Annotated in this window: 19 protein-coding genes and 1 tRNA gene; 10 read left to right on the top strand and 10 right to left on the bottom strand. The window is 58.5% G+C overall.

The window, feature by feature from the left end; all coding sequences use genetic code 11:
• The first annotated feature begins 88 nt into the window (after window positions 1-88).
• Both ACCQ08_RS24270 and ACCQ08_RS24265 read left to right on the top strand, forming a co-directional pair.
• Window positions 89-1,693 carry a YfjI family protein gene (locus ACCQ08_RS24270; protein WP_158400539.1) on the top strand — a complete coding sequence of 535 codons (1,605 nt, stop codon included), beginning with the start codon at window positions 89-91 and terminating at the stop codon, window positions 1,691-1,693.
• A gap of 479 nt (window positions 1,694-2,172) precedes the next feature.
• A complete protein-coding gene (locus tag ACCQ08_RS24265) occupies window positions 2,173-2,826 on the top strand; it encodes an inovirus Gp2 family protein (RefSeq protein WP_043340216.1) in 654 nt (217 codons plus the stop codon).
• A 60-nt stretch (window positions 2,827-2,886) separates the two neighbouring features.
• Here the strand turns inward: ACCQ08_RS24265 and ACCQ08_RS24260 are convergent, their stop codons facing one another.
• The 4 genes from ACCQ08_RS24260 to ACCQ08_RS24245 form a co-directional block, all read right to left on the bottom strand.
• Complete coding sequence (locus ACCQ08_RS24260; protein WP_148293167.1) at window positions 2,887-3,846, bottom strand: hypothetical protein; 960 nt, start codon at window positions 3,844-3,846, stop codon at window positions 2,887-2,889.
• A gap of 79 nt (window positions 3,847-3,925) precedes the next feature.
• Entirely contained in the window at window positions 3,926-5,167 is a 1,242-nt protein-coding gene (locus ACCQ08_RS24255) for an integrase arm-type DNA-binding domain-containing protein (protein ID WP_021027145.1), read from the bottom strand.
• Between the two features lie 163 nt (window positions 5,168-5,330).
• Window positions 5,331-5,406 (bottom strand) — tRNA-Arg (locus ACCQ08_RS24250).
• Window positions 5,407-5,531: 125 nt separating this feature from the next.
• Entirely contained in the window at window positions 5,532-6,167 is a 636-nt protein-coding gene (locus ACCQ08_RS24245) for a TetR family transcriptional regulator (protein ID WP_373451216.1), read from the bottom strand.
• 230 nt (window positions 6,168-6,397) lie between these two features.
• Between ACCQ08_RS24245 and ACCQ08_RS24240 the strand changes: the two genes are divergently transcribed.
• The 4 genes from ACCQ08_RS24240 (at window position 6,398) to ACCQ08_RS24225 (ending at window position 13,476) form a co-directional block, all read left to right on the top strand.
• On the top strand, window positions 6,398-7,717 hold the full coding sequence (locus ACCQ08_RS24240; protein ID WP_239812824.1) for an efflux RND transporter periplasmic adaptor subunit: 1,320 nt from the start codon (window positions 6,398-6,400) through the stop codon (window positions 7,715-7,717).
• Window positions 7,718-7,732: 15 nt separating this feature from the next.
• Complete coding sequence (locus tag ACCQ08_RS24235; RefSeq protein WP_373451215.1) at window positions 7,733-10,951, top strand: efflux RND transporter permease subunit; 3,219 nt, start codon at window positions 7,733-7,735, stop codon at window positions 10,949-10,951.
• On the top strand, window positions 10,944-12,383 hold the full coding sequence (locus ACCQ08_RS24230) for an efflux transporter outer membrane subunit (protein ID WP_239810336.1): 1,440 nt from the start codon (window positions 10,944-10,946) through the stop codon (window positions 12,381-12,383). Before ACCQ08_RS24235 ends, ACCQ08_RS24230 begins: the two co-directional genes overlap by 8 nt.
• Window positions 12,384-12,576: 193 nt before the next feature.
• Window positions 12,577-13,476: a cytochrome c5 family protein gene (locus ACCQ08_RS24225; protein WP_373451214.1), complete on the top strand. Its 900-nt coding sequence runs from the start codon at window positions 12,577-12,579 to the stop codon at window positions 13,474-13,476.
• Window positions 13,477-13,505: 29 nt separating this feature from the next.
• Here the strand turns inward: ACCQ08_RS24225 and ACCQ08_RS24220 are convergent, their stop codons facing one another.
• The gene (locus tag ACCQ08_RS24220) at window positions 13,506-14,075 is read right to left on the bottom strand and encodes a DUF2946 family protein (protein WP_369461310.1); all 570 of its coding nucleotides are present in this window, start codon (window positions 14,073-14,075) and stop codon (window positions 13,506-13,508) included.
• Window positions 14,076-14,205: 130 nt separating this feature from the next.
• On the opposite strand from ACCQ08_RS24220, the gene ACCQ08_RS24215 reads away from it, so the two are divergent.
• From ACCQ08_RS24215 to ACCQ08_RS24200, 4 genes are all read left to right on the top strand, one after another.
• Window positions 14,206-14,808 (top strand): LemA family protein, encoded by a 603-nt coding sequence (locus ACCQ08_RS24215; RefSeq protein WP_239810333.1) that lies wholly within the window; start codon window positions 14,206-14,208, stop codon window positions 14,806-14,808.
• A gap of 4 nt (window positions 14,809-14,812) precedes the next feature.
• Window positions 14,813-15,751 (top strand): YgcG family protein, encoded by a 939-nt coding sequence (locus tag ACCQ08_RS24210; protein WP_373451213.1) that lies wholly within the window; start codon window positions 14,813-14,815, stop codon window positions 15,749-15,751.
• A complete protein-coding gene (locus tag ACCQ08_RS24205; RefSeq protein WP_373451212.1) occupies window positions 15,751-16,269 on the top strand; it encodes a TPM domain-containing protein in 519 nt (172 codons plus the stop codon). Before ACCQ08_RS24210 ends, ACCQ08_RS24205 begins: the two co-directional genes overlap by 1 nt.
• A 118-nt stretch (window positions 16,270-16,387) precedes the next feature.
• Window positions 16,388-16,558, top strand: coding sequence for a hypothetical protein (locus ACCQ08_RS24200; RefSeq protein WP_373451211.1), 171 nt, complete (start codon window positions 16,388-16,390; stop codon window positions 16,556-16,558).
• Between the two features lie 273 nt (window positions 16,559-16,831).
• Here the strand turns inward: ACCQ08_RS24200 and ACCQ08_RS24195 are convergent, their stop codons facing one another.
• The 5 genes from ACCQ08_RS24195 to atpA form a co-directional block, all read right to left on the bottom strand.
• Window positions 16,832-17,230, bottom strand: coding sequence for a transcriptional repressor (locus ACCQ08_RS24195; protein ID WP_312418023.1), 399 nt, complete (start codon window positions 17,228-17,230; stop codon window positions 16,832-16,834).
• 227 nt (window positions 17,231-17,457) lie between these two features.
• Complete coding sequence (locus tag ACCQ08_RS24190) at window positions 17,458-17,874, bottom strand: F0F1 ATP synthase subunit epsilon (RefSeq protein WP_021025621.1); 417 nt, start codon at window positions 17,872-17,874, stop codon at window positions 17,458-17,460.
• A 72-nt stretch (window positions 17,875-17,946) separates the two neighbouring features.
• Window positions 17,947-19,350, bottom strand: coding sequence for a F0F1 ATP synthase subunit beta (gene atpD, locus ACCQ08_RS24185; RefSeq protein WP_239810327.1), 1,404 nt, complete (start codon window positions 19,348-19,350; stop codon window positions 17,947-17,949).
• 34 nt (window positions 19,351-19,384) lie between these two features.
• A complete protein-coding gene (gene atpG, locus ACCQ08_RS24180; RefSeq protein ID WP_239810326.1) occupies window positions 19,385-20,257 on the bottom strand; it encodes a F0F1 ATP synthase subunit gamma in 873 nt (290 codons plus the stop codon).
• An 18-nt stretch (window positions 20,258-20,275) separates the two neighbouring features.
• On the bottom strand, window positions 20,276-21,835 hold the full coding sequence (atpA, locus tag ACCQ08_RS24175; protein WP_230775531.1) for a F0F1 ATP synthase subunit alpha: 1,560 nt from the start codon (window positions 21,833-21,835) through the stop codon (window positions 20,276-20,278).
• Between the last annotated feature and the right edge of the window lie 34 nt (window positions 21,836-21,869).

The following is a 21,869-nucleotide window of genomic DNA, read 5'->3' as shown; positions in this document are numbered from 1 at the left end:
ACTCCAAATAGAAATGCACCCGATGACTCCTATGAGAATCGGGTGCAATGGGGGTTTTTATCCATTTATTTCCAAAAAGGCCAGAATCATGAAAAGCTACACAATCTCAAACAATGCCTCCCAAATAAGCATAGATACTTCTACTGTTTATATTGACGAGCCTGAGAAAATTACCAACTCGCTTGCTTCATTCAAACAAGCCATTCATGCCGTTCAATCCGAAATCCAGTCTCCGGTAGGCATGGTCTTTGGCTCAGCACTTTCCATGGCGGCTAGCTGCACTCAAGGCCTATTCGATGTCGCCTGTCCAGGCGGTGGCCGTAGCCCTACAAGCTTGTTCATTCTCACGATCGCCGAATCTGGTGAGCGCAAGACGTCTACGGATGCGAAGTTCATGCGCATTGTTTCCGATTTTGAGCAAGAGAAAAATGATGGTATTTGCTTAGAGCCTGCAGCGCATAAGGTTGAATACGACGTGTGGAAGTCCCAACGCAAGGCTTACCAAAAACTGCTCGACAGTGCAGTTGATCAGGGCAATGAAGCATCAATCTTGAACCACAAAACCAAGCTGCTCGCACACTATGAAAAGGAACCACGAACTACTCCAGCGCTTCGCATTATTTTTGAGGACACCACCATGTCGGCTCTACTGGAGAGCCTTGCTAATACCTCTCCCAATGCAGTTCTTAACTCCAGCGAAGGAGGAATTCTTTTTGAGAGGGCAAATTTGGGCTTTCTTCTTCGTGCCAATAAGGTGTGGGATGGTGGAGATGTCTTTGTAGACCGATCCTCAAAGCCAAGCTATACCGTGCGAAATGCACGCTTGACCATCTCCGCCATGATCCAGAAAAAAACATTTGAACATGCCCTCAAACGCAAAGAAAGTGGTGCACGCTCTTCTGGCTTTTTTGCCCGATTCCTCGTCACCGAGCCTGATTCGACACAGGGCACGCGTTTTAGTAATTTTGCACCTACTCAAGAGTCTCAGAAAACCAAAAACCAAGAGTACATTGACTGGCTCCGAAACCGAGCACTTGAGCTGCTGCATGAATCCTTGGAGACCGATGGTCAACCTAGAAAACTAGTTCACTTCTCACCTGCTGCTGCCAAAGTCTGGAAGAATTTCTATAACGAAGTTGAGTCAGCCCTCGCTCAAAACGGGGTTCTTTCAGACATCAAAGATTTTGCATCAAAGATTTCCAACAATATGTCCCGCATTGCTGCCGTATTGCATTGCTTCTGTGGTTTAAAGGGCGATATCAGTGCCGAGACTGCGCAGTTTTCTGCTGATCTTTGTAAGGTTTACATTGCAGAATTCAAGAAGCTATTCGGATTCAAAGATCCGATAGCAATCGCCCACTCGAATGCTACAAGGGTATACGAATTTCTTTGCAAAAATCACCAAAAATGGAAATATTACGGATTTCCAAAATCATGGCTACTTCGCCACGGACCATACGGCTGTCGCTCAAGCATTGAGCTTGATACTGCTTTGGGAATTTTGGAGAGTAAAAATTTAGTGCGTGTAGAAAGACAACACGGTGGACGTAGCAGCTGTAGTGTCATTCTCAACACCACGGGTTTCAATGGACAGATCTCAATCCCAAAGTTGAGTCCCCCAATGGAAGATGTCTGGAATAGTTTGCTCCAGAGTAAGACTCCCAACATTTCCCTGATCCAACTTCGCATCTGAGTTCACAAAGTGGCTGCTACACCTGCTACGTAGCAGGTGTAGCAGCCTTTTGCATTTGATAGAGCGATTCCCAAGCACGTCTATTGCTGAAGGATAGAAAAATTATAAAGACAGGAATCAGCATCATCTAGGATGTTTGTTTTACCGAGTGGATTTTAAAATGAAAATTCCACTTTATGGATGTACCCAGCAAGAATACCTATCACTATTAGTGACTTCACCCCAAGCAACAGTGTATGTTTAAGTATTATTAATAAATAAAATATTAATAAACAAGATCAAACTCAACTAACGAGATCAGTAAACAATCAACTCAATCGCATCAAAGGAGTGGTGAAATCAACTAAGCCAGTGAGCTCCTAGTGATTGGCACATCTACTCCCCAGCTGAACCCATCCAGTATAAGAAAATGAGAAAAAAATATTGAGATTTATAGAAAGCTTCGAAGGGTATGTCCTAATAACCGCAAGATACAACTCATGAAGCGTAATCCACTCAACACAAATCACCATCTGCATCATGAACCTTTCTATCAAGGACATGAAGTGCAAATCAATCATGGGCCATTAATTAAGGAAAATCTTGCGCGATCACTAAATTGCTTCGAAAAAGCATTAAGCAAATATCCCCGCGTATGCTCGATGCGATTCGATCTGCACATTCCCGACAACTATTTTTCAGCAGGATTAAATGACAATGACTTAATCAATAAATTCTTTTCATCTTTGCGCTCTCAAATCCAGAGCTCTCAAAGTAGAAGTCGGAAGTTGGGCAATCGCGTGCATGACACGGACGTACGATATACATGGGGTCGAGAAGTAAGTAGTACCGGAAGGGTTCACTACCATATAAACCTTCTATTGAATAACGATGCATATGCCCATATCGGGAAGTTCAATCTAGATAACGACAACATGTATAGCCGTATTCATAAAGCCTGGGCAAGTGCCTTAGGTGTTGTGATGAATGATCTGGTGGGATTGATTCACATTCCCCAAAATCCCACGTATTTGATCACAAAGGATGACGCTCAGTCTTTCGATGAAGCCTTCTTTCGATCCAGTTATTTGTGCAAGTTGGAAACCAAGGAGTTTGGGCACGGCTTCCACACTTTCGGATGCAGTAGGATATAGCAGCATTTAGACATAGAAGCACTACTTTTCACGCCAGCAGTGTTTTTCATTTGGTGGCTTTTAGTGCTTTAAGTTAATGAATTGCGATACTGCATTTCTATAAGCATCATCACTTTTCAGATATTTTTTAAAATTTCTATCAATATGCTCAATATCAAAATACTGCTGATCTACGTTGCTTTCCTGCATTAAATGATAGCGAATTTGAAAATCATTTTTAACTTCTCTTATTGCAGATGATATTGTTTTAAACCTCTCTCCGCGATGTTCATATTTCTCTGCCAGAAGCTCCAACAACACCTCTTTTACTTCTGCTTTATAATACAATCTTTCGGATTTTTTAGATTTGCGCTCAACAGTCTCCGCCTTGATTTTATTTTGTTCAAAATAGTGAGCTAGAGCATGCATCTTACCAATACTTATATACATATATCTCAGCAACACAAAGTAGTCTTCTTCGCAAATAAACCAAATTTTCTTTTTCTTTTTTTGTTTTTTATCGTCCTCTTTCTTTTCAGCTTCTTTTTCTTCTTTTGTTTTTTCGTCCTCAACTCCATTCAGGGAATCACCGAGGGTAAAGTAAGCTCGATAAAAACACTTTCTGTAGTAACGTATAAGCTCCAGCATCTCTCTGCATATACGCACTGCGTAGGACTTGGTTAAACAAAAATCCCTGAATACTCCGGACTCAAGCAAAAATTGAGATGTACGGATTCGCTCTATAAGAGCCATGCGGTCATCTTCAGAAAAAAAGACATTCAATTCTTTCTCTGTAAAGACTTGCAGTTCCATTAACTCAATACAAAGACTATTTACTTGATGTTTAATTTTAATTAATTTGTCATAGGGATCCGATGCATAGGGGTCCGCATTTTTTATGTTATCACCGTGAGAACTGACATCTGTATGGTTTACCTCTTCAATCTCGGCGCAGTATTCGACAACAGGGTCCAATGTAGCCTTCCCGATAACATCCGGCCGAGGCGATACAAGGCTTTCTATTGGAGGTTTGAAATTCATTTTTTACAGTATTATAAAGTTGATATTTCAATCAATTCATCGAAATAGCAAATCCTGGCCACAATGCAAATTCATACATCTATGCTGTCTTTAATGGTACTAGTTCAGCACCTTGCTTTAGGTGATCAAGATAATCTGCCCATTCACCCATCATCCGACGACGTTGATCCATGAATTCGGCGCGATCGTAAGCAGCTCCCAAAGGGCCAGATTTTCCATGCGCAAGTTGGGCCTCAATCACATCGGCATGGATGCCTGGTAAGCGCTCGATCATCATCGTACGAGCCATCGCTCGAAAGCCATGGGCGGTCATCTCTTCTCCACTGTATCCAAGGCGGCGCAACGCTGCGTTGATGGTCATATCTGACATAGGTCGCCCTTCACCCCTTGTCGAGGGGAACACAAACGTCCGGTACCCAGTGAGCGGCTGAATTTCTCGAAGAATCTCCACCGCCTGCGGAGCTAACGGAACAAAGTGAGGCCTTCCATTGAGCTTTTGCACTACCGTGCGCTTCATCGATGCCGATGGAATGGTAAGCATCCCAGCCTCAAGATTGATCCAGCTCCACTCCATTTTGCGGATATTGGCAGGCCGCTGAAAAAGTAACGCAGACAGTTGCAGTGCCGCTTTGGTGATCGGCTGACCGCTGTAGCTATCAAAAGCACGCAAGAGTTCGCCCACCTTCAAAGGCTCCAACACAGCAGGCATATGCTTGACGACAACTGGCTCCAGAGCCCCTTGTAGGTCAGGCATAGGGTTTCGCTCACAACGTCCCGTCTGAATGCCGTAGCGAAACACCTGTCCAGAATTCTGGCTCAGCGTATGGGCAGCATCTCGATTTCCCCGACGTTCTACCTTGCGAAGAGCATTCAACATCAGTGGGGCAGTGATGTCGATGAGTTGCATGCTACCCACATAGGGGAATATGTCTTTCTCTAGCCCACGTAGCCACTTGATGGCGTACTTTTCGCTCCACCCACCTTTTTTTACTCCATGGTACTCACGCGCCACTGCCTCAAAGGTGCTTTCGCCCGCCACAGCCCTCGCGGCTTTCTCCGCCTGCTTAGCAATGCTCGGATCAATGCTTTCCGCTAGCTTGATTCTTGCATCGTCTCGCCGACGTCTAGCTTGTGCGAGTGTGACCGCTGGATAGACACCAAGCGCCAATGTCTTTTGCTTACCGCCAAACCGGTAAGCCATGCGCCAATACTTGCCAGCGGCCATGATGTGCAAATACAAGCCCCCGCCATCGCTGTGCTTATCCCCTGCAGGCTTGCCGGAGTGCTTGGCCTGTTTCACGAAGGTGTCTGTGAGCGGCATTGTTGGTATGTGTCGTTGTTGGTATGAGAGATACCAGCAAAAATACCAACTTTGTCGCTAGATGTCCATAGACAAGGCAAGAGTACATTGGACAAAAAAAACCCGCAATGCTTGTAAACACGCGGGCTTGAGAGATTTCCTTGGACTACCTTGGATAGCAAAGTGGTGCGGCTGGCGGGGATCGAACCCACGACCCTTGGCTTCGGAGGCCAATACTCTATCCACTGAGCTACAGCCGCACAAGCTGCAGACGCAAGGCGCTGCAGATCAACCCGCTGATTATGGCATGGCTTGGATGCCCTGGCCGCTCAGTTGCCGCACAAGGGCCAGGGCGGCATCATGAGGGCGGCAGACCCCCAGTGCCTCAGCTCCCTGCAGGCAGCTTGCTGGGGCCAAAGCCCAGGCCGGCCAGATAGGCCTCTACGGCTTTCTCCCCCATGCTGCGCAGCGGAAAGTTGCCTTCATTGAGCACCCAGCCGTGGATGAGGCCCACAAACAAGGAATGCAGGCCCAGCGCCGCCTCTTGCGGCGTCATCTGCATCTGCACCTGGTCCTGAAGAGAAGCCTCCTCCAGATCGGCCGCAAATTTGCGTTGCGAACACGCGAAGCTCTCGACATGGCCTTCGCGTACGCTCTCGAGCTCGCCCACGTATTCGAGCTTGAACAGCGCCGTGTCAAACCCCTTGCGGCGGCGTTCGTCCCCATCCATACTGTCAAAAACTGCATAGATTGATCGACGAATTCGATCAAGTGGCGCCAGCTCGCCATATTTGTCGTCGCAAATTTCCTCAAAGGGCATGCAGATGCGATCGAGCATCGATGTAAAAACATCGACCTTGTCTTTGAAGTGCCAGTACACCGCCCCGCGCGTCGCACCCGCCCGCTGGGCGATTTCGTTGAGCGAGGCGCGCGCCACGCCCTTCTCGAAGAACACCTGTTCTGCCGCATCCAGCAGCTTGATGCGGGTTTCATCTGCCTCTGCTTTAGTCCGTCGGGCCATCGCTTGTTTTTCCGTTCTTGCAAGCACATGCCCCCTGTTTGTCAACCCAAAGGACATGCGTTATTTATCAAATTTCGACAATTATACATTTGCGCATGTATGTATAATCGCGCAGCAATTTCATGGGAATTGAGGATCATCCGCGTCCGGATGTGAGACAAGCCCTGCAGGGCCCCTGGGGCCTCCATCTTTACCATTTCTCACCTACCGAAGGGACTTTCATGCAGCAGATGTATGAAGCAAACCAATCTACCGGGAACCGCCCAGCCGCTACCAGCCCCCGCCGCAAGACCGGCGTGCTGGCCTTGACGCTGGTCGCCGCCCTGGTCTTGACTGCCTGCGGCAACAAGAAAGACGAACACGCAGCACCGCAAGGGGGCGCGCCCAAGCCTCCCGAGGTGAGCGTGCTGACGGTGAAGCTGGAGAGCATTCCCGTGGTCTCCGATCTGCCCGGCCGCCTGGAGCCCGTGCGTGTGGCCCAGGTCGGTGCCCGCGTCGCAGGTATCCTGCAAAAGCGCCTGTTCACCGAAGGCTCGGATGTGAAGGCCGGCCAGGTGCTGTTCCAGATCGATAATGCGCCCTACCGGGCCAACCTGGAAAGCGCACAGGCGACTCTCGCCCAGGCCCAGGCGACCCTGGCCCAGGCTGCATCCACCGCGCGCCGCTACAAGCCATTGGTCGAAGCCAATGCGATCAGCAAGCAGGAATACGACGTGGCCGTGGCCAACGAAAAGGCTGCCCAGGCCCAGGTCGCCGCAGGCAAGGCAGGCGTGACCAATGCCAACATCAACCTGGGCTATGCCTCGGTGACGGCACCGATCTCCGGCCGCATTGGCCGCTCGCTGGTGACCGAGGGCGCCCTGGTCGGCCAAAGCGGCGTGACCGAGCTGGCGGTGATTCAGCAGATCAACCCCCTGTATGTGAACGTGACGCAGTCTTCGTCGGAGATCCTGCGCATGCGCGAGGCGCTCAAGTCCGGCAAGCTGGCCAAGGCCGGTGACAACGCCGCCAAGGTCATCGTCTACACCGACGACGGCAAGCCCTACCCCCACCCCGGCAAGCTGCTGTTCACCGATCTGACGGTGGACCCTGCGACCGGCCAGGTCAGTGTGCGCGCTGAGCTGCCCAACCCCGAGAACCTGCTGCTGCCGGGCATGTATGTGCGCGTGCATATCCAGGAAGCCCAGGTGGAGAACGCCGTGCTGGTTCCGCAGCAGGCGGTGACCCGCAATGAAAAGGGCAACACGGTGATGGTCGTTGCCGCCGATGGTTCGGTCAGCCCGCGGCCCGTGCAGATCAGCCAGTCCAAGGGCACGAACTGGGTGGTGAGCGAAGGCCTCAAGGAAGGTGACCAGGTCATGGTCGATGGCTTCATCAAGCTGGGCATGGGTGCGACACACGTCACGCCGGTGCCATGGAAGAACCCGAGCGACAAGGCGGCATCACCAGCGGCCCCTGCGGCAGGGGCAGCGCCGCAGGCCGCAGCGCCGGCTGCGGACAAGCCCGCCGCTGCGGCCGACGCTGCAGGCAACGCCGCCGCCAGCAAATAAACAGGACACAGCGGAATGTCAAAGTTCTTTATTCACAGACCGATTTTTGCCTGGGTGATCGCGATCTTCGTGGTCCTCGCAGGTATCGTGTCCATTACCCGACTGCCGGTGGCGCAGTTCCCGAGCGTGGCACCGCCTACGATCACGGTGACGGCGACCTACCCTGGCGCAACCGCGCAAACGCTGACCGATTCGGTGCTGCAGCTGATCGAGCGGGAGATCAACGGTGCCGAAGGCCTGATGTACATGTCGTCGTCCGCCTCTGCCACGGGCAGTGGCGAGTTGACCGTGACTTTCGAGCCCGGCACCAACCCCGACCTGGCCCAGGTGGATGTGCAAAACCGGCTGGCACGCGCCACGCCGCGTCTGCCCAGCATCGTGCAATCGCTGGGGGTGCGCGTCGACAAGTCGATGAGCAACTTCCTGATGATTCTGACCTTCCAGTCGGACACCGGAGAGACCTCGCGTGACGAAATCTCCGATTACGTCAACCGCAACGTGGTGCCGGAAATCCAGCGCCTGAACGGCGTGGGCAAGGCCCAGCTGTTTGCGGCGGGCCGCGCGATGCGCGTCTGGGCCGATCCTGCCAAGCTGCAGGGCTACAACATGTCGATCGCGCAGATCAATGCGGCGATTGCCGCGCAGAACCAGCAGATCTCCGGCGGCGCGCTGGGCGATACGCCGAGCCTGCCGGGCACCATGATGAATGCCACCATCGTCGTGCCAGGTCAGCTGTCCACGCCCGAAGAGTTTGGCGAGGTGGTGCTGCGCTCCAACTCGGATGGCTCGACCGTGCGCCTCAAGGACGTGGCCCGGGTGGAACTGGGCTCCGAGAGCTATGCCACCAACTCGCGCCTGGACGGCAAACCCGCCGTGGCGCTGGCGGTGCAGCTGACCTCGACCGCGAACGCGATGGCGACCGCCAAGGAGGTCTACAGCAAGATGGACCAGCTCGAACCCTTCCTGCCTGCGGGCGTGAAGTGGGCCGCACCGTATGACACCTCGAAGTTCGTCAAGATCTCGATCGAAAAAGTGCTGCACACCTTGCTCGAAGCCATCGTGCTGGTGTTCATCGTGATGCTGATCTTCCTGCAGAACATCCGCTACACCCTGATCCCGACCATCGTCGTGCCCATTGCGCTGCTCGGGGCCTTTGCAGTGATGTACAGCGTGGGGCTGACGATCAACATTCTGTCGATGTTCGCGATGGTGCTGGTGATCGGTATCGTCGTGGACGATGCGATCGTGGTGGTGGAGAACGTCGAGCGGATCATGTCCGAAGAGGGCTTATCGCCCAAGGAAGCCACGATCAAGGCCATGGGCCAGATCCAGGGCGCCGTGGTCGGTATCACCGTGATTCTGGTGACCGTGTTCATCCCGCTGGCGATGTTCTCGGGCGCGACCGGCAACATCTACCGCCAGTTCTCGCTGGTGATGGCGATCTCGATCTTCTTCTCGGGCTTCTTCGCGCTGACCCTGACGCCAGCGCTGTGCGCCACGATGCTCAAGCCCATCCCCAAGGGCCATGCGCATGACAAGAAGACCGGCCTGCTGGGCCCCTTCTACAACTGGTTCAACCGCATGTTCGGCAAGGCCACCAAGGGCTACCAGAAGACCTTGGTTGGCGTCGTCAAGCGCACGTTCATGGCCTTCCTGGTCTACGCAGCGGTGATCGTCGGTGTGGTGTTTGGCTTCAAGGCGCTGCCAACGGCTTTCCTGCCGGTGGAAGACCAGGGCTATGTGATCTCCTTGGTGCAACTGCCCCCGGGTGCCACCCAGGAGCGCACCAGCGAAACCATGAAGCACCTCGAAGACTTTGCGCTGGCGCAGCCTGAGACGGCCAACATCGTGAGCATTCTGGGCTTCAGCTTTGCCGGTCAGGCACAGAACATGGGTCTGGCCTTCACCGTGTTCAAGGACTGGTCCGAGCGGACAAAGCCGGGCTCGGATGCCTCGTCGTTCGCCGGCCGCGCCATGGGCGCCATGATGAGCCTGCGTGACGGCTTCATCTACACCCTGGTGCCTCCGTCGATCTCCGAGCTGGGCAACAGCGATGGCTTTACCTTCCGTCTGCAGGACCGGGGCAACCACGGCCATGCCGAACTGCTCAAGGCCCGCAATGACCTGATCGCCAAGGCCAGCAAGAGCCCGATTCTGACCGGCATGCGCTTTGACGGTGTGGATGACGCGCCGCAATGGCAGGTCGATATCAACCGCAATGCGGTGTATGCGCAGAAGGTCAGTATGGGCGACATTGCCACGACCTTGTCGACGGCACTGGGCTCGAGCAACTCGACCGACTTCCCGAACAACGGCTACATGCAGCGCGTCACCATCCAGGCCGACGCGGCCACCCGCATGCAGCCCGAGGACGTGCTGAAGCTGACGGTGCCCAACGCAGACGGCAAGCTGGTCGAGCTGTCCACCTTGGTGACCGCCAAGTGGATCACCGGCCCGATGCAGATGTCGCGCTACAACGGCTATCCGTCGATGAGCATCACCGGCCAGGCCAAGCCCGGCTACACCACCGGTGACGCGATGGCGGAGATGGAGAAGCTGTCGGCAGAGCTGCCACAAGGCTTTGGCTACGAGTGGACCGGCCAGTCGCTGGACGAAAAGAAAGCCGGCTCGTCGGCGATGATCCTGTACGCGTTCTCGATCCTGGCGGTGTTCCTCTGCCTGGCAGCGCTGTACGAGAGCTGGAGCATTCCGCTGGCCGTGCTGCTGGTGGTGCCGCTGGGTGTGTTGGGCGCGGTGGCCGGTATGCACCTGCGCGGCATGCCCAATGACATCTACTTCCAGGTGGCGCTGATCACCGTGATCGGCTTGTCCGCGAAGAACGCCATCTTGATTGTGGAGTTCGCCAAGGACCTGCACGACCAGGGCATGAGTGCGCTGGATGCGGCACTCGAAGCCGGACACCTGCGCTTCCGCCCGATCCTGATGACCTCGCTGGCCTTCATCCTGGGTGTGGTGCCGCTGTACATTGCCTCGGGCGCCAGCGCCGTGAGTCAGCACGAGATCGGCACCGGCGTGTTCTGGGGCATGATCATCGGCACCTTCCTGGCCGTGTTCCTGGTGCCGGTGTTCTTTGTCGAGGTCTTCCGCCTGTTCGGCCGCAAGGGCGAGCAGGACAAGGGACCGCAAGGCAGCCCGCCCGCGCCGCATTCGCCTGACCGCGGACACGACGCTGTTCTGTCTGCCAATGTGGGGAAAGGAACCCACCATGAATAAGAAACTGATACCAACCGTCCTGGCTGCGGCCCTGCTGGCCTCGGGTTGCTCGCTGATTCCGTCGCTGGACAGGCCCGCCACCCCGGTGGCTGCGCAGTACCCGGTGGCCACCGAGCAGGCACAGCAAGCCGCTGCCGATATTCCCTGGCAGAACTTCTTCACCGATACGCGCCTGCAGCAGCTGATCCAGACCGCGCTGGACAACAACCGTGACCTGCGCGTGGCGGTGCTCAACATCGCCCAGGCCCGTGCGCTGTACCAGATCCAGGACGCCCAGCGCTTTCCGGAAGTGGGCGTCTCCGGCTCGGCCACGCGCCAGCGCAGCCAGATCACCGGCGGCTATGCCAATGCCTTCAGCGTGGGCGTCGGTATCCAGAGCTGGGAGATTGACTTCTTTGGCCGCATCAGCAGCCTCAAGGAGCAGGCCCTGGCCCAGTACCTGGCCACCGAAGAAGGCCGCAAGTCTGCCCAGATCAGTCTGGTGGCGGCAGTTGCCAATGCCTGGCTGACCCTGCAGGCCGACGAGGAGCTGATCGACATCTCGCGCCGTACCCTGGAGACGCGGGAGGAGTCGATCAAGCTGTCCAAGCTGCGCCTGGATGCCGGTGTGGCTTCGGAGCTGGACTACCGCCAGGCCCAGTCGCTGACGGAAAACGCCAAGGCCACCTTGGCCCAGCAACTGCGCCAGCGCGCGCTGGATGTCAACGCCCTGACCTTGCTGCTGGGCCAGACGCCGCCTGCCGAGCTGTTGACCAGCCTGCAGGGCAAGCGTCTGAGCGATCTGCCGGTGATGGCCGATGTGCCCGCAGGCCTGCCGTCGGACCTGATGCTGCGCCGCCCGGACCTGCGCCAGGCCGAACAGACCATGATCGCCGCCAACGCCAACATCGGCGCGGCGCGTGCGCTGTTCTACCCCGCCATCTCGTTGACCGCCAGCGCCGGCTTTGCCAGCTCCGAGCTGTCCGACCTGTTCGACTCCAAGTCCAAGGGTTTCACGATTGCGCCTTCGCTGTACCTGCCGATCTTCAATGCCGGCCGCAACCAGGCCAACCTGGAAGTGGCCGAAGTGCAGACCAAGATCGCTGCAGCGCAGTATGAAAAGGCCATCCAGACCGCGTTCCGCGAGGTGTCGGATGCCCTGGTCAGCCGCCAAACGCTGGCCGACCAGCTGCAATCGCAGCAGGCCCAGGTCGAGGCCGAGTCGGCACGCCTGAAGCTGTCGGACCTGCGCTACAAGAACGGCGTGGCCAGTTACCTGGACCTGCTCGATGCGCAGCGTTCGCTGTTCACGCTGGAGCAGGCCGTCGTGCAGGTGCGCCTGACCCAGCTGCAGAACCAGGTCGGTCTGTACAAGGCCCTGGGCGGCGGCTGGACCGAGCCCGCGCCGGGCGACACTGTCGCTCAGGCGGCGCCCACTGCTGGCAAACCATAGGTTCCTGCCCGCGACTGCGGCCCCACAATGGCTTGCCAGCCCCCTGGCAAGCCATTTTTTTATGCGCCGGCACCGCAGGTGTGGCAGTTTGCCTGCAGGTAGTAGCCCGGAGGCCCAGCCAAAAAACCCGTCGATATAATGATTTTGGCCTCTGCACGATGAACAACAAGCCCCCAGAGAATTTGAGGAAGCCATGAGCGACATCCAGCAAGAAGAAGCACATACAGGCCCCGTCAAATCACCCAAGCAATTTTTGTGGACGGTGATCTTTGCTTTTGTGATTCCGGTCTTCGCCATCATTGGACTCGTGACCTATGTGACCTCGGCCAACAAATCCGGCCCCGGCGCGGCCGATAACGCAGGCTCCATCGAAAGCCGGCTGCAGAAAGTAGGCTCGGTCGAAATACGTGATGCCAACCGCCCCCTCAAATCCGGCCAGGAGGTCTACCAGGCCCAATGCGCCGCCTGCCATGCCACCGGCGCTGCCGGTGCCCCCAAGTTTGAAGATGCCGCTGCCTGGGCGCCGCGCATCAAGACCGGCCTCGAAGCGCTGGTGCATTCGGCCATCGCCGGCAAGGGTGCGATGGCCCCGCAAGGCGGTGGTGACTTCGAAGACACCGAAATCGCCCGTGGCGTGGTGTACATGGCCAATGCCGCAGGCGCCAAGTTTGATGAGCCCCAGCGCCCTGCTGCTGCCAGCGCCGATGCAGGCAGTGCTGCCCCAACTGCCCCGGTTGCTGCAGCGCCCGCCGCTGCTGCCCCTGCAACTGCTACGGCAGCCGCTGCATCGGCACCTGCCGAGCCAGCAGCGGCTGCAGCCGCAGCACCTGCAGCCGCCCCTACCGCCAATGCAGCCGTCAACGGCAAGGCGCTGTATGACAAGGCCTGCTTTGTCTGCCATGCCGCTGGCGTGGCAGGGGCGCCCAAGTTCGGTGACAAGGCCGCCTGGGCGCCTTACATCGCCCAGGGCATCGACAGCATGGTGAAGATCGCCATCAGCGGCAAGGGCGCCATGCCCCCGCGCGGCGGCTCCAGCGCATCGGATGAAGAGATCCATGCCGCCGTGCAGTACATGGTCGAGCATGCGCAGTAAGCGGGCAGCCCACCGCGCACCTTAAGCGATCAAGCCTGGCCCGCCGCCTTCTGCGCGGCCGGTGAGCGCACAAAGCCATAGCGCTTTTCCAGCAGCACGCTGGCCACCTCGGTCGGCTCAGGCAGCAGGCCCTGCTCCAGCGCCTGCGACACATCCAGCACATCCTGCGTATGCACGATGCCCAGGCCCTGGCCGGTGTGCAGATAGACGGCACCTTGTTCATCGGCCAGCACCGCCTGCACCTGCGCAGGGGCAATTACCGCGCCGGTATGGGCATGCAGATGCAGGGTCTCGTCGCGCCACTGCGCGCGCCAGACCCAGGGGGTCGCCTCCAGCTCCACAAACACCTGCTGCGGGCCATTCTGGAAATACCAGCAGCCCTGGGCATCGGCGAGGTAGTTGCGTGCAATGAACTGCGCGAGCTTGTCATGCTCTACCCGCGACCCCTTGGCGCCCGGCAGGCCGCTGGTAAACGCCCCGGCGGCCTGCGCCTGTGCATCACGCAGCCACCAGTTGCCGCGCGCGTCCAGCGCCAGCCAGCCCCAGCAGGCGGGCACGTTCGGCCATTTGGCCATGGCTTGTTTCACGATATCGTCCATCCGCGCATCGTACTGCATGCCCCACCGTCCGCCATGCCAGCGCCTGGGCCGCCTCACCGTCAATAATCGCTGACAATGGACCGCTGCCAGATGGGTAACAATGGCGGCTCTGAAATGGCAAGGAGCCCTCATGAACGCATGGAAAAGATTTCTGGTGGTGGCAACGGCGGCGCTGGCACTGACGGGCTGCGGCTACAACGATTTCCAACGGCTGGACGAAGAGTCCACAGCCGCCTGGAGCGAGGTGTTGAGCCAGTACCAGCGCCGTGCGGATCTGGTGCCCAACATCGTGGCCTCCGTCAAGGGTGAGGCCAACTTCGAGCAAGACACGTTGACCAAGGTGATCGAGGCGCGGGCCAAGGCCACCTCGATCCAGGCGACGCCCGAGCTGGTGAACAACCCCGAGGCTTTCAACAAGTTCCAGCAGGCCCAGGGCGAGCTGTCCAGCGCGCTGTCGCGCCTGATGGTGGTGTCGGAGCGCTACCCCGAGCTCAAGGCCAACCAGGCTTTCCGCGATCTGCGCGTGACCCTGGAGGGCACGGAAAACCGCATCGCCGTTGCGCGTGACCGTTATATCGGCACTGTCAAGGCCTACAACATCAAGGCCCGCCAGTTCCCGACCAACTTGACCGCCAAGGTCTTTGGCTACCAGCCCAAGGCCAATTTCACGGTGCAGAACGAGGCCCAGATCTCCCAGCCGCCGACCGTGGACTTCTCGTCTGAGCGGAAGTAAGCACATGGCGTCGATGCCCGCCTGGCGCCCCCGGCTGGCCTGGCTGCTGGCCCTGGTGGCGGCCCTGTTGCTGCCCTGGTTCAGCACGCCGGCGCGGGCTGCCGTGCAGCCGGTGCCAGCGCTCAGCGCCCATGTGATCGACCAGACTGCCACGTTGAGCGCGCAGGAGCAGGCCCAGCTGGAAGCCCAGCTCACGGCGCTGGAGCGTGACACCGGCGCACAGGTGGTGGTGCTGATGGTCGCCAGCACCAGTCCCGAAGACATTGCTGCCTATGCGCACCGTGTGGCCAGCACCTGGATGATTGGCCGCAAGGACGTGGGCGATGGCCTGCTGGTGCTGGTGGCCAAGAACGACCGGCGCATGCGCATCGAGGTCGCCAAAACCCTGGAAGGCGCAATCCCCGATCTGCGCGCCGCGCGCATCATTGACGAGACGATGAAGCCGGCCTTCCAGGCTGGCAAGTTTGCCGTGGGCATTGGCGACAGCGTGGCCCAGATCAGCGCGCTGATCAAGGGCGAGGCGCTGCCGCCGCCCCGCACCACCGCCCCAAGCCGCAACCAGGCGTCATCGGCCTTGCCTGACGACCCGGCGCAGCTGCTGCTGTTCTTCTTCATCTTCGTGATGGTGGGCGGCAGCGTGTTGCGCAGCATGCTGGGCCGTGCGCTGGGCTCGCTCGCCACCGGTGGTGCCGCAGGCCTGGTAGCGGCATGGCTGACATCGAGCGTGCTGCTGGGCATTGGCGCTGGCGTTGCCGCCCTCTTTGTGGTTTTGCTTGCCGGCACCATGCGCGGAGGCAGCTCGATTGGCGGGGGTGGCGGAGGCTTTGGCGGCGGAGGCGGCTTTGGCGGGGGTGGATTTGGTGGCGGCGGCGGTGGGGGCGGCGGATTCAGCTCCGGCGGCGGCGGCAATTTTGGGGGCGGTGGCGCCTCGGGGAGTTGGTGATGGGCCATTGGTTGCAACGCTGGGGCAGGCAACTGCGCCACCGCTTTCTGGAGCGCGATGCCTCCCATGCCGTGCCTGACGACGCCCGGCAGCGCCTGGCCCAGGCCATCGCGGCCTCGGAGGCCAGGCACAGCGGCCAGATCCGCGTCTATGTGGAAAGCGCCCTGCCCTGGAGCTATATCCGCCGCGATGCGCCAGCGCGCGAGCGCGCGGTGATGCAGTTTGGCAAGCAGCGCGTCTGGGATACCGAGCACAACAATGGCGTGCTCATCTACCTGCTGCTGACCGACCATGCGATCGAGATCGTCGCCGACCGCGCGGTATCGCGCTGCGTGAGCGGCCCGCAATGGCAGGCGATGGTCGACAGCCTGGCCGCTGACCTGCGCAGCGGCCAGTATGAAAAAGCCCTGCTGGCGGCCATCGGCCAGGTATCGCGCCATTTGGAGCAGCAGTTTCCGCGCGGCGCCACGCCAACAGCGGCAGACAATGAACTGGATGACCAACCGCTGATCGGTTGAACACGGCGCACGGGAGGCGAACGTCTGCTTTCCAGCCAGAACGGGCAGCGTCTTTCCATGATCCGCAATCAATATCATTGAATCGGCATGTCGCCTGCCTCTCCCGTCTGCCTGCGCCATGTCCTCTGACACCCCCATTCTCGCCCGCAGCCCTGCTGCTGGATTGGCGGGCGCGGGCCGTCTGCCATCCATCGACGCGCTGCGCCGCCTGGTCATCCTCTTCATGCTGATCGACCATGTGCGCGAGACCTTCTACCCTGGGCCTCTGCCTGCTGCTGCGCGCTTTTGAGCGCCGGCCACAGATGCGCTGGCTGGCACCGCTGACCGTGGTTGGCGCCGTGCCCACGTTCTTTGATGTGCTGCACCTCTACTTCTCTACCCGGGCGCGCAGGCGATCTGGGGCAACAACGAACGCGAGGTGTTTGGCTTGGATGCCATGTGGATGGTGTGGATCACCCCGGTGGCCATGGGCGTTGCGCTCTACCCGGCCGTGAAGGCCTTTGCCGCCTTCCGGGCGCCCAGGCGCGATATCCGCTGGCTCAAGTACCTGCAAGTCGCTTTTTCAGCGGCCTTGTGCTGCTGGGCCTGCACCACCGAGGCAGTCCTTGCACTGCCCGTACAACGTGATCTCATGGCCCTCCACCAGAAAGCCCGGCGGCGCCATGCCCTTGAGATCGCCGGGGCAGGCGGGGATATCAAACACCCGGCGGCAGCTATTGCACTGGAAGTGGTGGTGGTGGTCATGCGTGGCCGGCTCGTACAGCGGCAGGCCACCGGGCAAGGTCACCACGCGCAGCAAACCCTCTTCCGTCATCGACTTGAGGTTGCGGTAGACGGTGGCAATGCCCAGTGCCGGCAGCGCCGCACCCGCAATCTCCAGCACCTCCTGGGGTGAGAGAGGACGGCCTTGCGATGCAAAGGCATCGGCGATGGCAGCACGCTGGCGGGTAGGACGTTGCATGGTCTGACAGGGGCGTTCCAGGGGAACGGCTAAGGCAATCGAGGTGCGCTCATCATAGCCGCTCAGGCCGCCGCCTGCAGGCACCGCGGCGGGCACCTGCAGGCCGGACAGTCGTGCATCGCCCACCCGCACCCGCATGCCGTCCCGCTGCGGCCACCCATCCAGCACCGGCGTAAAAAAACCACCGCATGCGGTGGTTTTTCTGTGGCAGTTGCGCAGACAGCGGATCAGCGCTTCTTGCGGTATTTTTGCAGGGCGGCAATCTGGGCTGCCATGACGGACAGCTCGGATTGGGCCTTGGCCAGGTCAAGCTCGCCCTTGGCGTTCTTGAGGGCTTCTTCAGCCTTTTGCTTGGCTTCAACCGCTTTTTGCTCGTCCAGGTCCTTGCCGCGCACAGCGGTGTCGGACAGCACGGTCACGCAGTCGGGTTGCACTTCGAGAATGCCACCAGCCACGAAGATGAACTCTTCGCCGCCGTCGGCCTTCTCAATGCGCACCGAACCCGGCTTGATGCGGGTGATCAACGGCGTGTGGCGGGCGTAGATACCGAGTTCGCCCATTTCACCAGGCAAAGCCACAAAGCGGGCTTCGCCGGAGAAGATGGATTCTTCAGCACTGACCACATCAACGTGGAAGGTGTTCATCTTGGATCCTCAGAGTGAAAAAGAAACTAGTTCGCGAGAAGAGGCTGCGTGCTGCAGCCCGTTCTGCAAAGCTTAGATCTTCTTCGCCTTCTCGATGGCTTCGTCGATCGTGCCAACCATGTAGAAGGCTTGCTCGGGCAGGTGGTCGCACTCGCCGTTGACGATCATCTTGAAGCCGCGGATGGTTTCCGACAGCGGCACGTACTTGCCTGGAGCGCCCGTGAACACTTCAGCAACGTGGAAAGGCTGCGACAGGAAACGCTGGATCTTACGAGCGCGGGCCACGACGAGCTTGTCTTCGGGAGCCAGTTCGTCCATACCCAGAATCGCAATGATGTCGCGCAGTTCGGTGTAGCGCTGCAGGGTACCCTGCACTTGGCGGGCTACCGAGTAGTGCTCTTCACCCACCACTTGGGGGTCCAGCTGGCGGCTGGTCGACGCCAGGGGGTCCACCGCAGGGTAGATACCCAGCGAAGCAATGTCACGCGACAGCGCCACGGTGGAGTCCAAGTGAGCGAAGGTCGTTGCTGGCGATGGATCGGTGTAATCGTCCGCTGGCACGTACACGGCCTGGATCGAGGTGATCGAACCCACCTTGGTCGAGGTGATACGCTCTTGCAGACGGCCCATTTCTTCGGCCAGCGTAGGCTGGTAGCCCACCGCCGACGGCATACGGCCCAGCAGTGCGGACACTTCGGTACCGGCCAGCGTGTAGCGGTAGATGTTGTCCACGAAGAACAGCACGTCCTTGCCTTCGTCACGGAACGCTTCAGCCATGGTCAGGCCGGTCAGCGCCACGCGCAGACGGTTTCCTGGTGGCTCGTTCATCTGGCCGTACACCATGGCAACCTTCGAGTCGTTCAGCGACTCCTGGTTCACCACACCGGCGTCCGACATTTCGTGGTAGAAGTCGTTACCTTCACGGGTACGCTCACCCACGCCGGCGAACACGGACAGACCGCTGTGCGCCTTGGCGATGTTGTTGATGAGCTCCATCATGTTCACGGTCTTGCCCACACCGGCACCACCGAACAGACCGACCTTACCGCCCTTGGCGAACGGGCACACCAGGTCAATCACCTTGATGCCGGTTTCCAGCAGTTCCTGTGCAGGGGCCAGCTCGTCATAAGCGGGGGCCTTGCGGTGGATGGAAGCGGTCAGCGCCTGGTCCACAGGACCACGTTCGTCGATGGGGTTACCCAGCACGTCCATGATGCGGCCAAGGGTTGCCTTGCCCACGGGCACGGTGATCGCCTTGCCGGTGTTGGTGACCATCAGGCCACGCTTGAGACCGTCCGACGAGCCCAGCGCAATGGTACGCACCACGCCGTCGCCCAGCTGCTGCTGCACTTCCAGCGTCAGGGCAGTGCCTTCGAGCTTCAGTGCGTCATACACGTTAGGCACGCTGCCGTGGGGGAACTCAACGTCCACCACCGCACCGATACATTGAACAATCTTGCCTTGTACTTGAGCCATTTGTTGCTCCAATATTGATTTCAGTCGAGCTGTATTACACAGCCGCGGCGCCTGCGACGATTTCCGACAACTCGGTCGTAATCGCAGCCTGACGCGTCTTGTTGTAGATCAGCTTCAACTCGTTGATGACGTTGCCGGCGTTGTCGGTGGCGGCCTTCATGGCCACCATGCGTGCAGACTGCTCGGAAGCCATGTTGTCTGCAACGGCCGAATAGATCAGCGATTCCGCATAACGCACGAGCAGCTCGTCGATCACACTTTGCGCATCGGGCTCGTAGATATAGTCCCAGCCGTGGGATGCAGCCGGTGCCGAGCCCTGGATCGCATCTTGCGACAGGGGCAGCAACTGCTCCACAACCGAGTCCTGCTTCATCGTATTGATGAACTTGGTGTAGCACAAATAGACCGCGCTCAGCTTGCCCTCAGCGTACTGGTCGAGCAAAACCTTGGCCGGGCCGATCAGCGCATCCAGATGCGGCGTATCGCCCAGGGCGGTAGCGTTGGCCACCACCTTGACACCGACGCGCGTCAGAAAGCCCAGACCCTTGCTGCCAATGGCCACGGCTTCCGTGCTGACACCAGCGGATTGCAGTTCCTTGAGCTTGTTCGTCACGGCACGCAGCACATTGGTGTTCATGCCGCCGCACAGGCCCTTGTCAGTCGTCACCACGATCACGCCCACCTTCTTGACGTCATTCGACACCATGAAGGGGTGAACATATTCGGGGTTTGCCTGGCTCAGGTGAGCTGCAATTGCGCGAATCTTTTCGCTGTATGGACGGGCTGCCTGCATCCGCTCCTGCGCCTTGCGCATTTTGGATGCGGCAACCATTTCCATGGCCTTGGTGATCTTCTTGGTGTTTTCCACCGATTTGATCTTGCCGCGTATTTCCTTGCCTGCTGCCATGATGACTCCTCGACCGGATTAAGCGAAGGACTTCTTGAATGCAGTGATGGCTGCAGTCAGTTCAGCTTCGTCCTTGCCTTCCTTGTCGAAAGCCTTCTTCTCGTTCAGACGGTCCACCAAGGCGCCGTAGCTGGTCTTGAGGAACTGGTGCAGACCCGATTCAAAGGACAGAACCTTCTTGACTTCGATGTCGTCCATGAAACCCTTGTTCACGGCAAACAGCGAAGCGGCCATCAGAGCGACGGGCAGCGGGCTGTACTGGGCTTGCTTGAGCAGCTCGGTCACGCGGGCACCGCGGTCCAGTTGCTTGCGGGTTGCATCGTCCAGGTCAGAGGCGAACTGTGCGAAAGCAGCCAGTTCACGGTACTGTGCCAGGTCGGTACGGATACCGCCGGACAGGCCCTTGATCAGCTTGGTCTGAGCGGAACCACCCACGCGGGACACAGAGATACCGGCGTTGATAGCGGGACGGATACCGGCGTTGAACAGGCTGGTTTCCAGGAAGATCTGGCCGTCGGTGATCGAGATCACGTTGGTAGGCACGAAGGCCGACACGTCACCGGCTTGGGTTTCGATGATGGGCAGAGCCGTCAGCGAACCCGTCTTACCCTTGACTTCACCCTTGGTGAAGGCTTCCACGTAGTCCGCGTTCACGCGGGCTGCGCGCTCGAGCAGGCGGCTGTGGAGATAGAACACGTCGCCAGGGAACGCTTCGCGGCCTGGTGGACGGCGCAGCAGCAGCGACACTTGGCGGTAAGCCACGGCTTGCTTGGACAGGTCGTCATACACGATCAGGGCGTCTTGGCCACGGTCGCGGAAGTACTCACCCATCGTGCAACCCGAGTAGGCCGACACGTACTGCATCGCAGCGGATTCAGACGCGGTAGCGGCCACGACGATGGTGTATTCCATCGCGCCGGCTTGCTCCAGAGCACGCACCACGTTCTTGACCGACGAAGCCTTCTGACCAATAGCCACGTACACGCAGGTAACGCCTTGGCCCTTTTGGTTGATGATGGCGTCGATCGCGACAGCGGTCTTGCCGGTCTGGCGGTCACCAATGATCAGCTCGCGCTGGCCACGGCCGACGGGCACCATCGCGTCGATGGACTTGATACCCGACTGCAGCGGCTGGTCCACGGATTGACGGGCGATAACACCAGGCGCAACCTTTTCGATCACGTCGGTCATCTTGGCGTTGATAGGACCCTTGCCGTCGATAGGCTGGCCCAGTGCGTTCACGACGCGACCCACCAGTTCCGGGCCCACGGGCACTTCCAGAATACGGCCGGTGCACTTGACGATGTCGCCTTCCGAGATGTGGGTGTATTCACCCAGAATCACGGCGCCAACAGAGTCACGCTCCAGGTTCAGAGCCAGACCGAAGGAAGGTTGACCGTCGGCGGTGGCTGGGAATTCCAGCATTTCACCAGCCATCACATCGGACAGGCCGTGCACGCGCACGATACCGTCGGTCACCGACACCACCGTACCTTGGTTACGGATATCGGAATTGCCTGACAGACCCTCAATGCGGCTCTTGATCAGTTCAGAAATTTCTGCGGGATTGAGTTGCATTACTCACTCCTTTTCATGGTTTAGCCGAATCCTC

It is taken from the genome of Comamonas sp. SY3 (assembly GCF_041730275.1).
GTDB classification, from domain to species: domain Bacteria; phylum Pseudomonadota; class Gammaproteobacteria; order Burkholderiales; family Burkholderiaceae_C; genus Comamonas; species Comamonas sediminis.
This window is presented reverse-complemented; position numbering and strand designations above follow the sequence as displayed.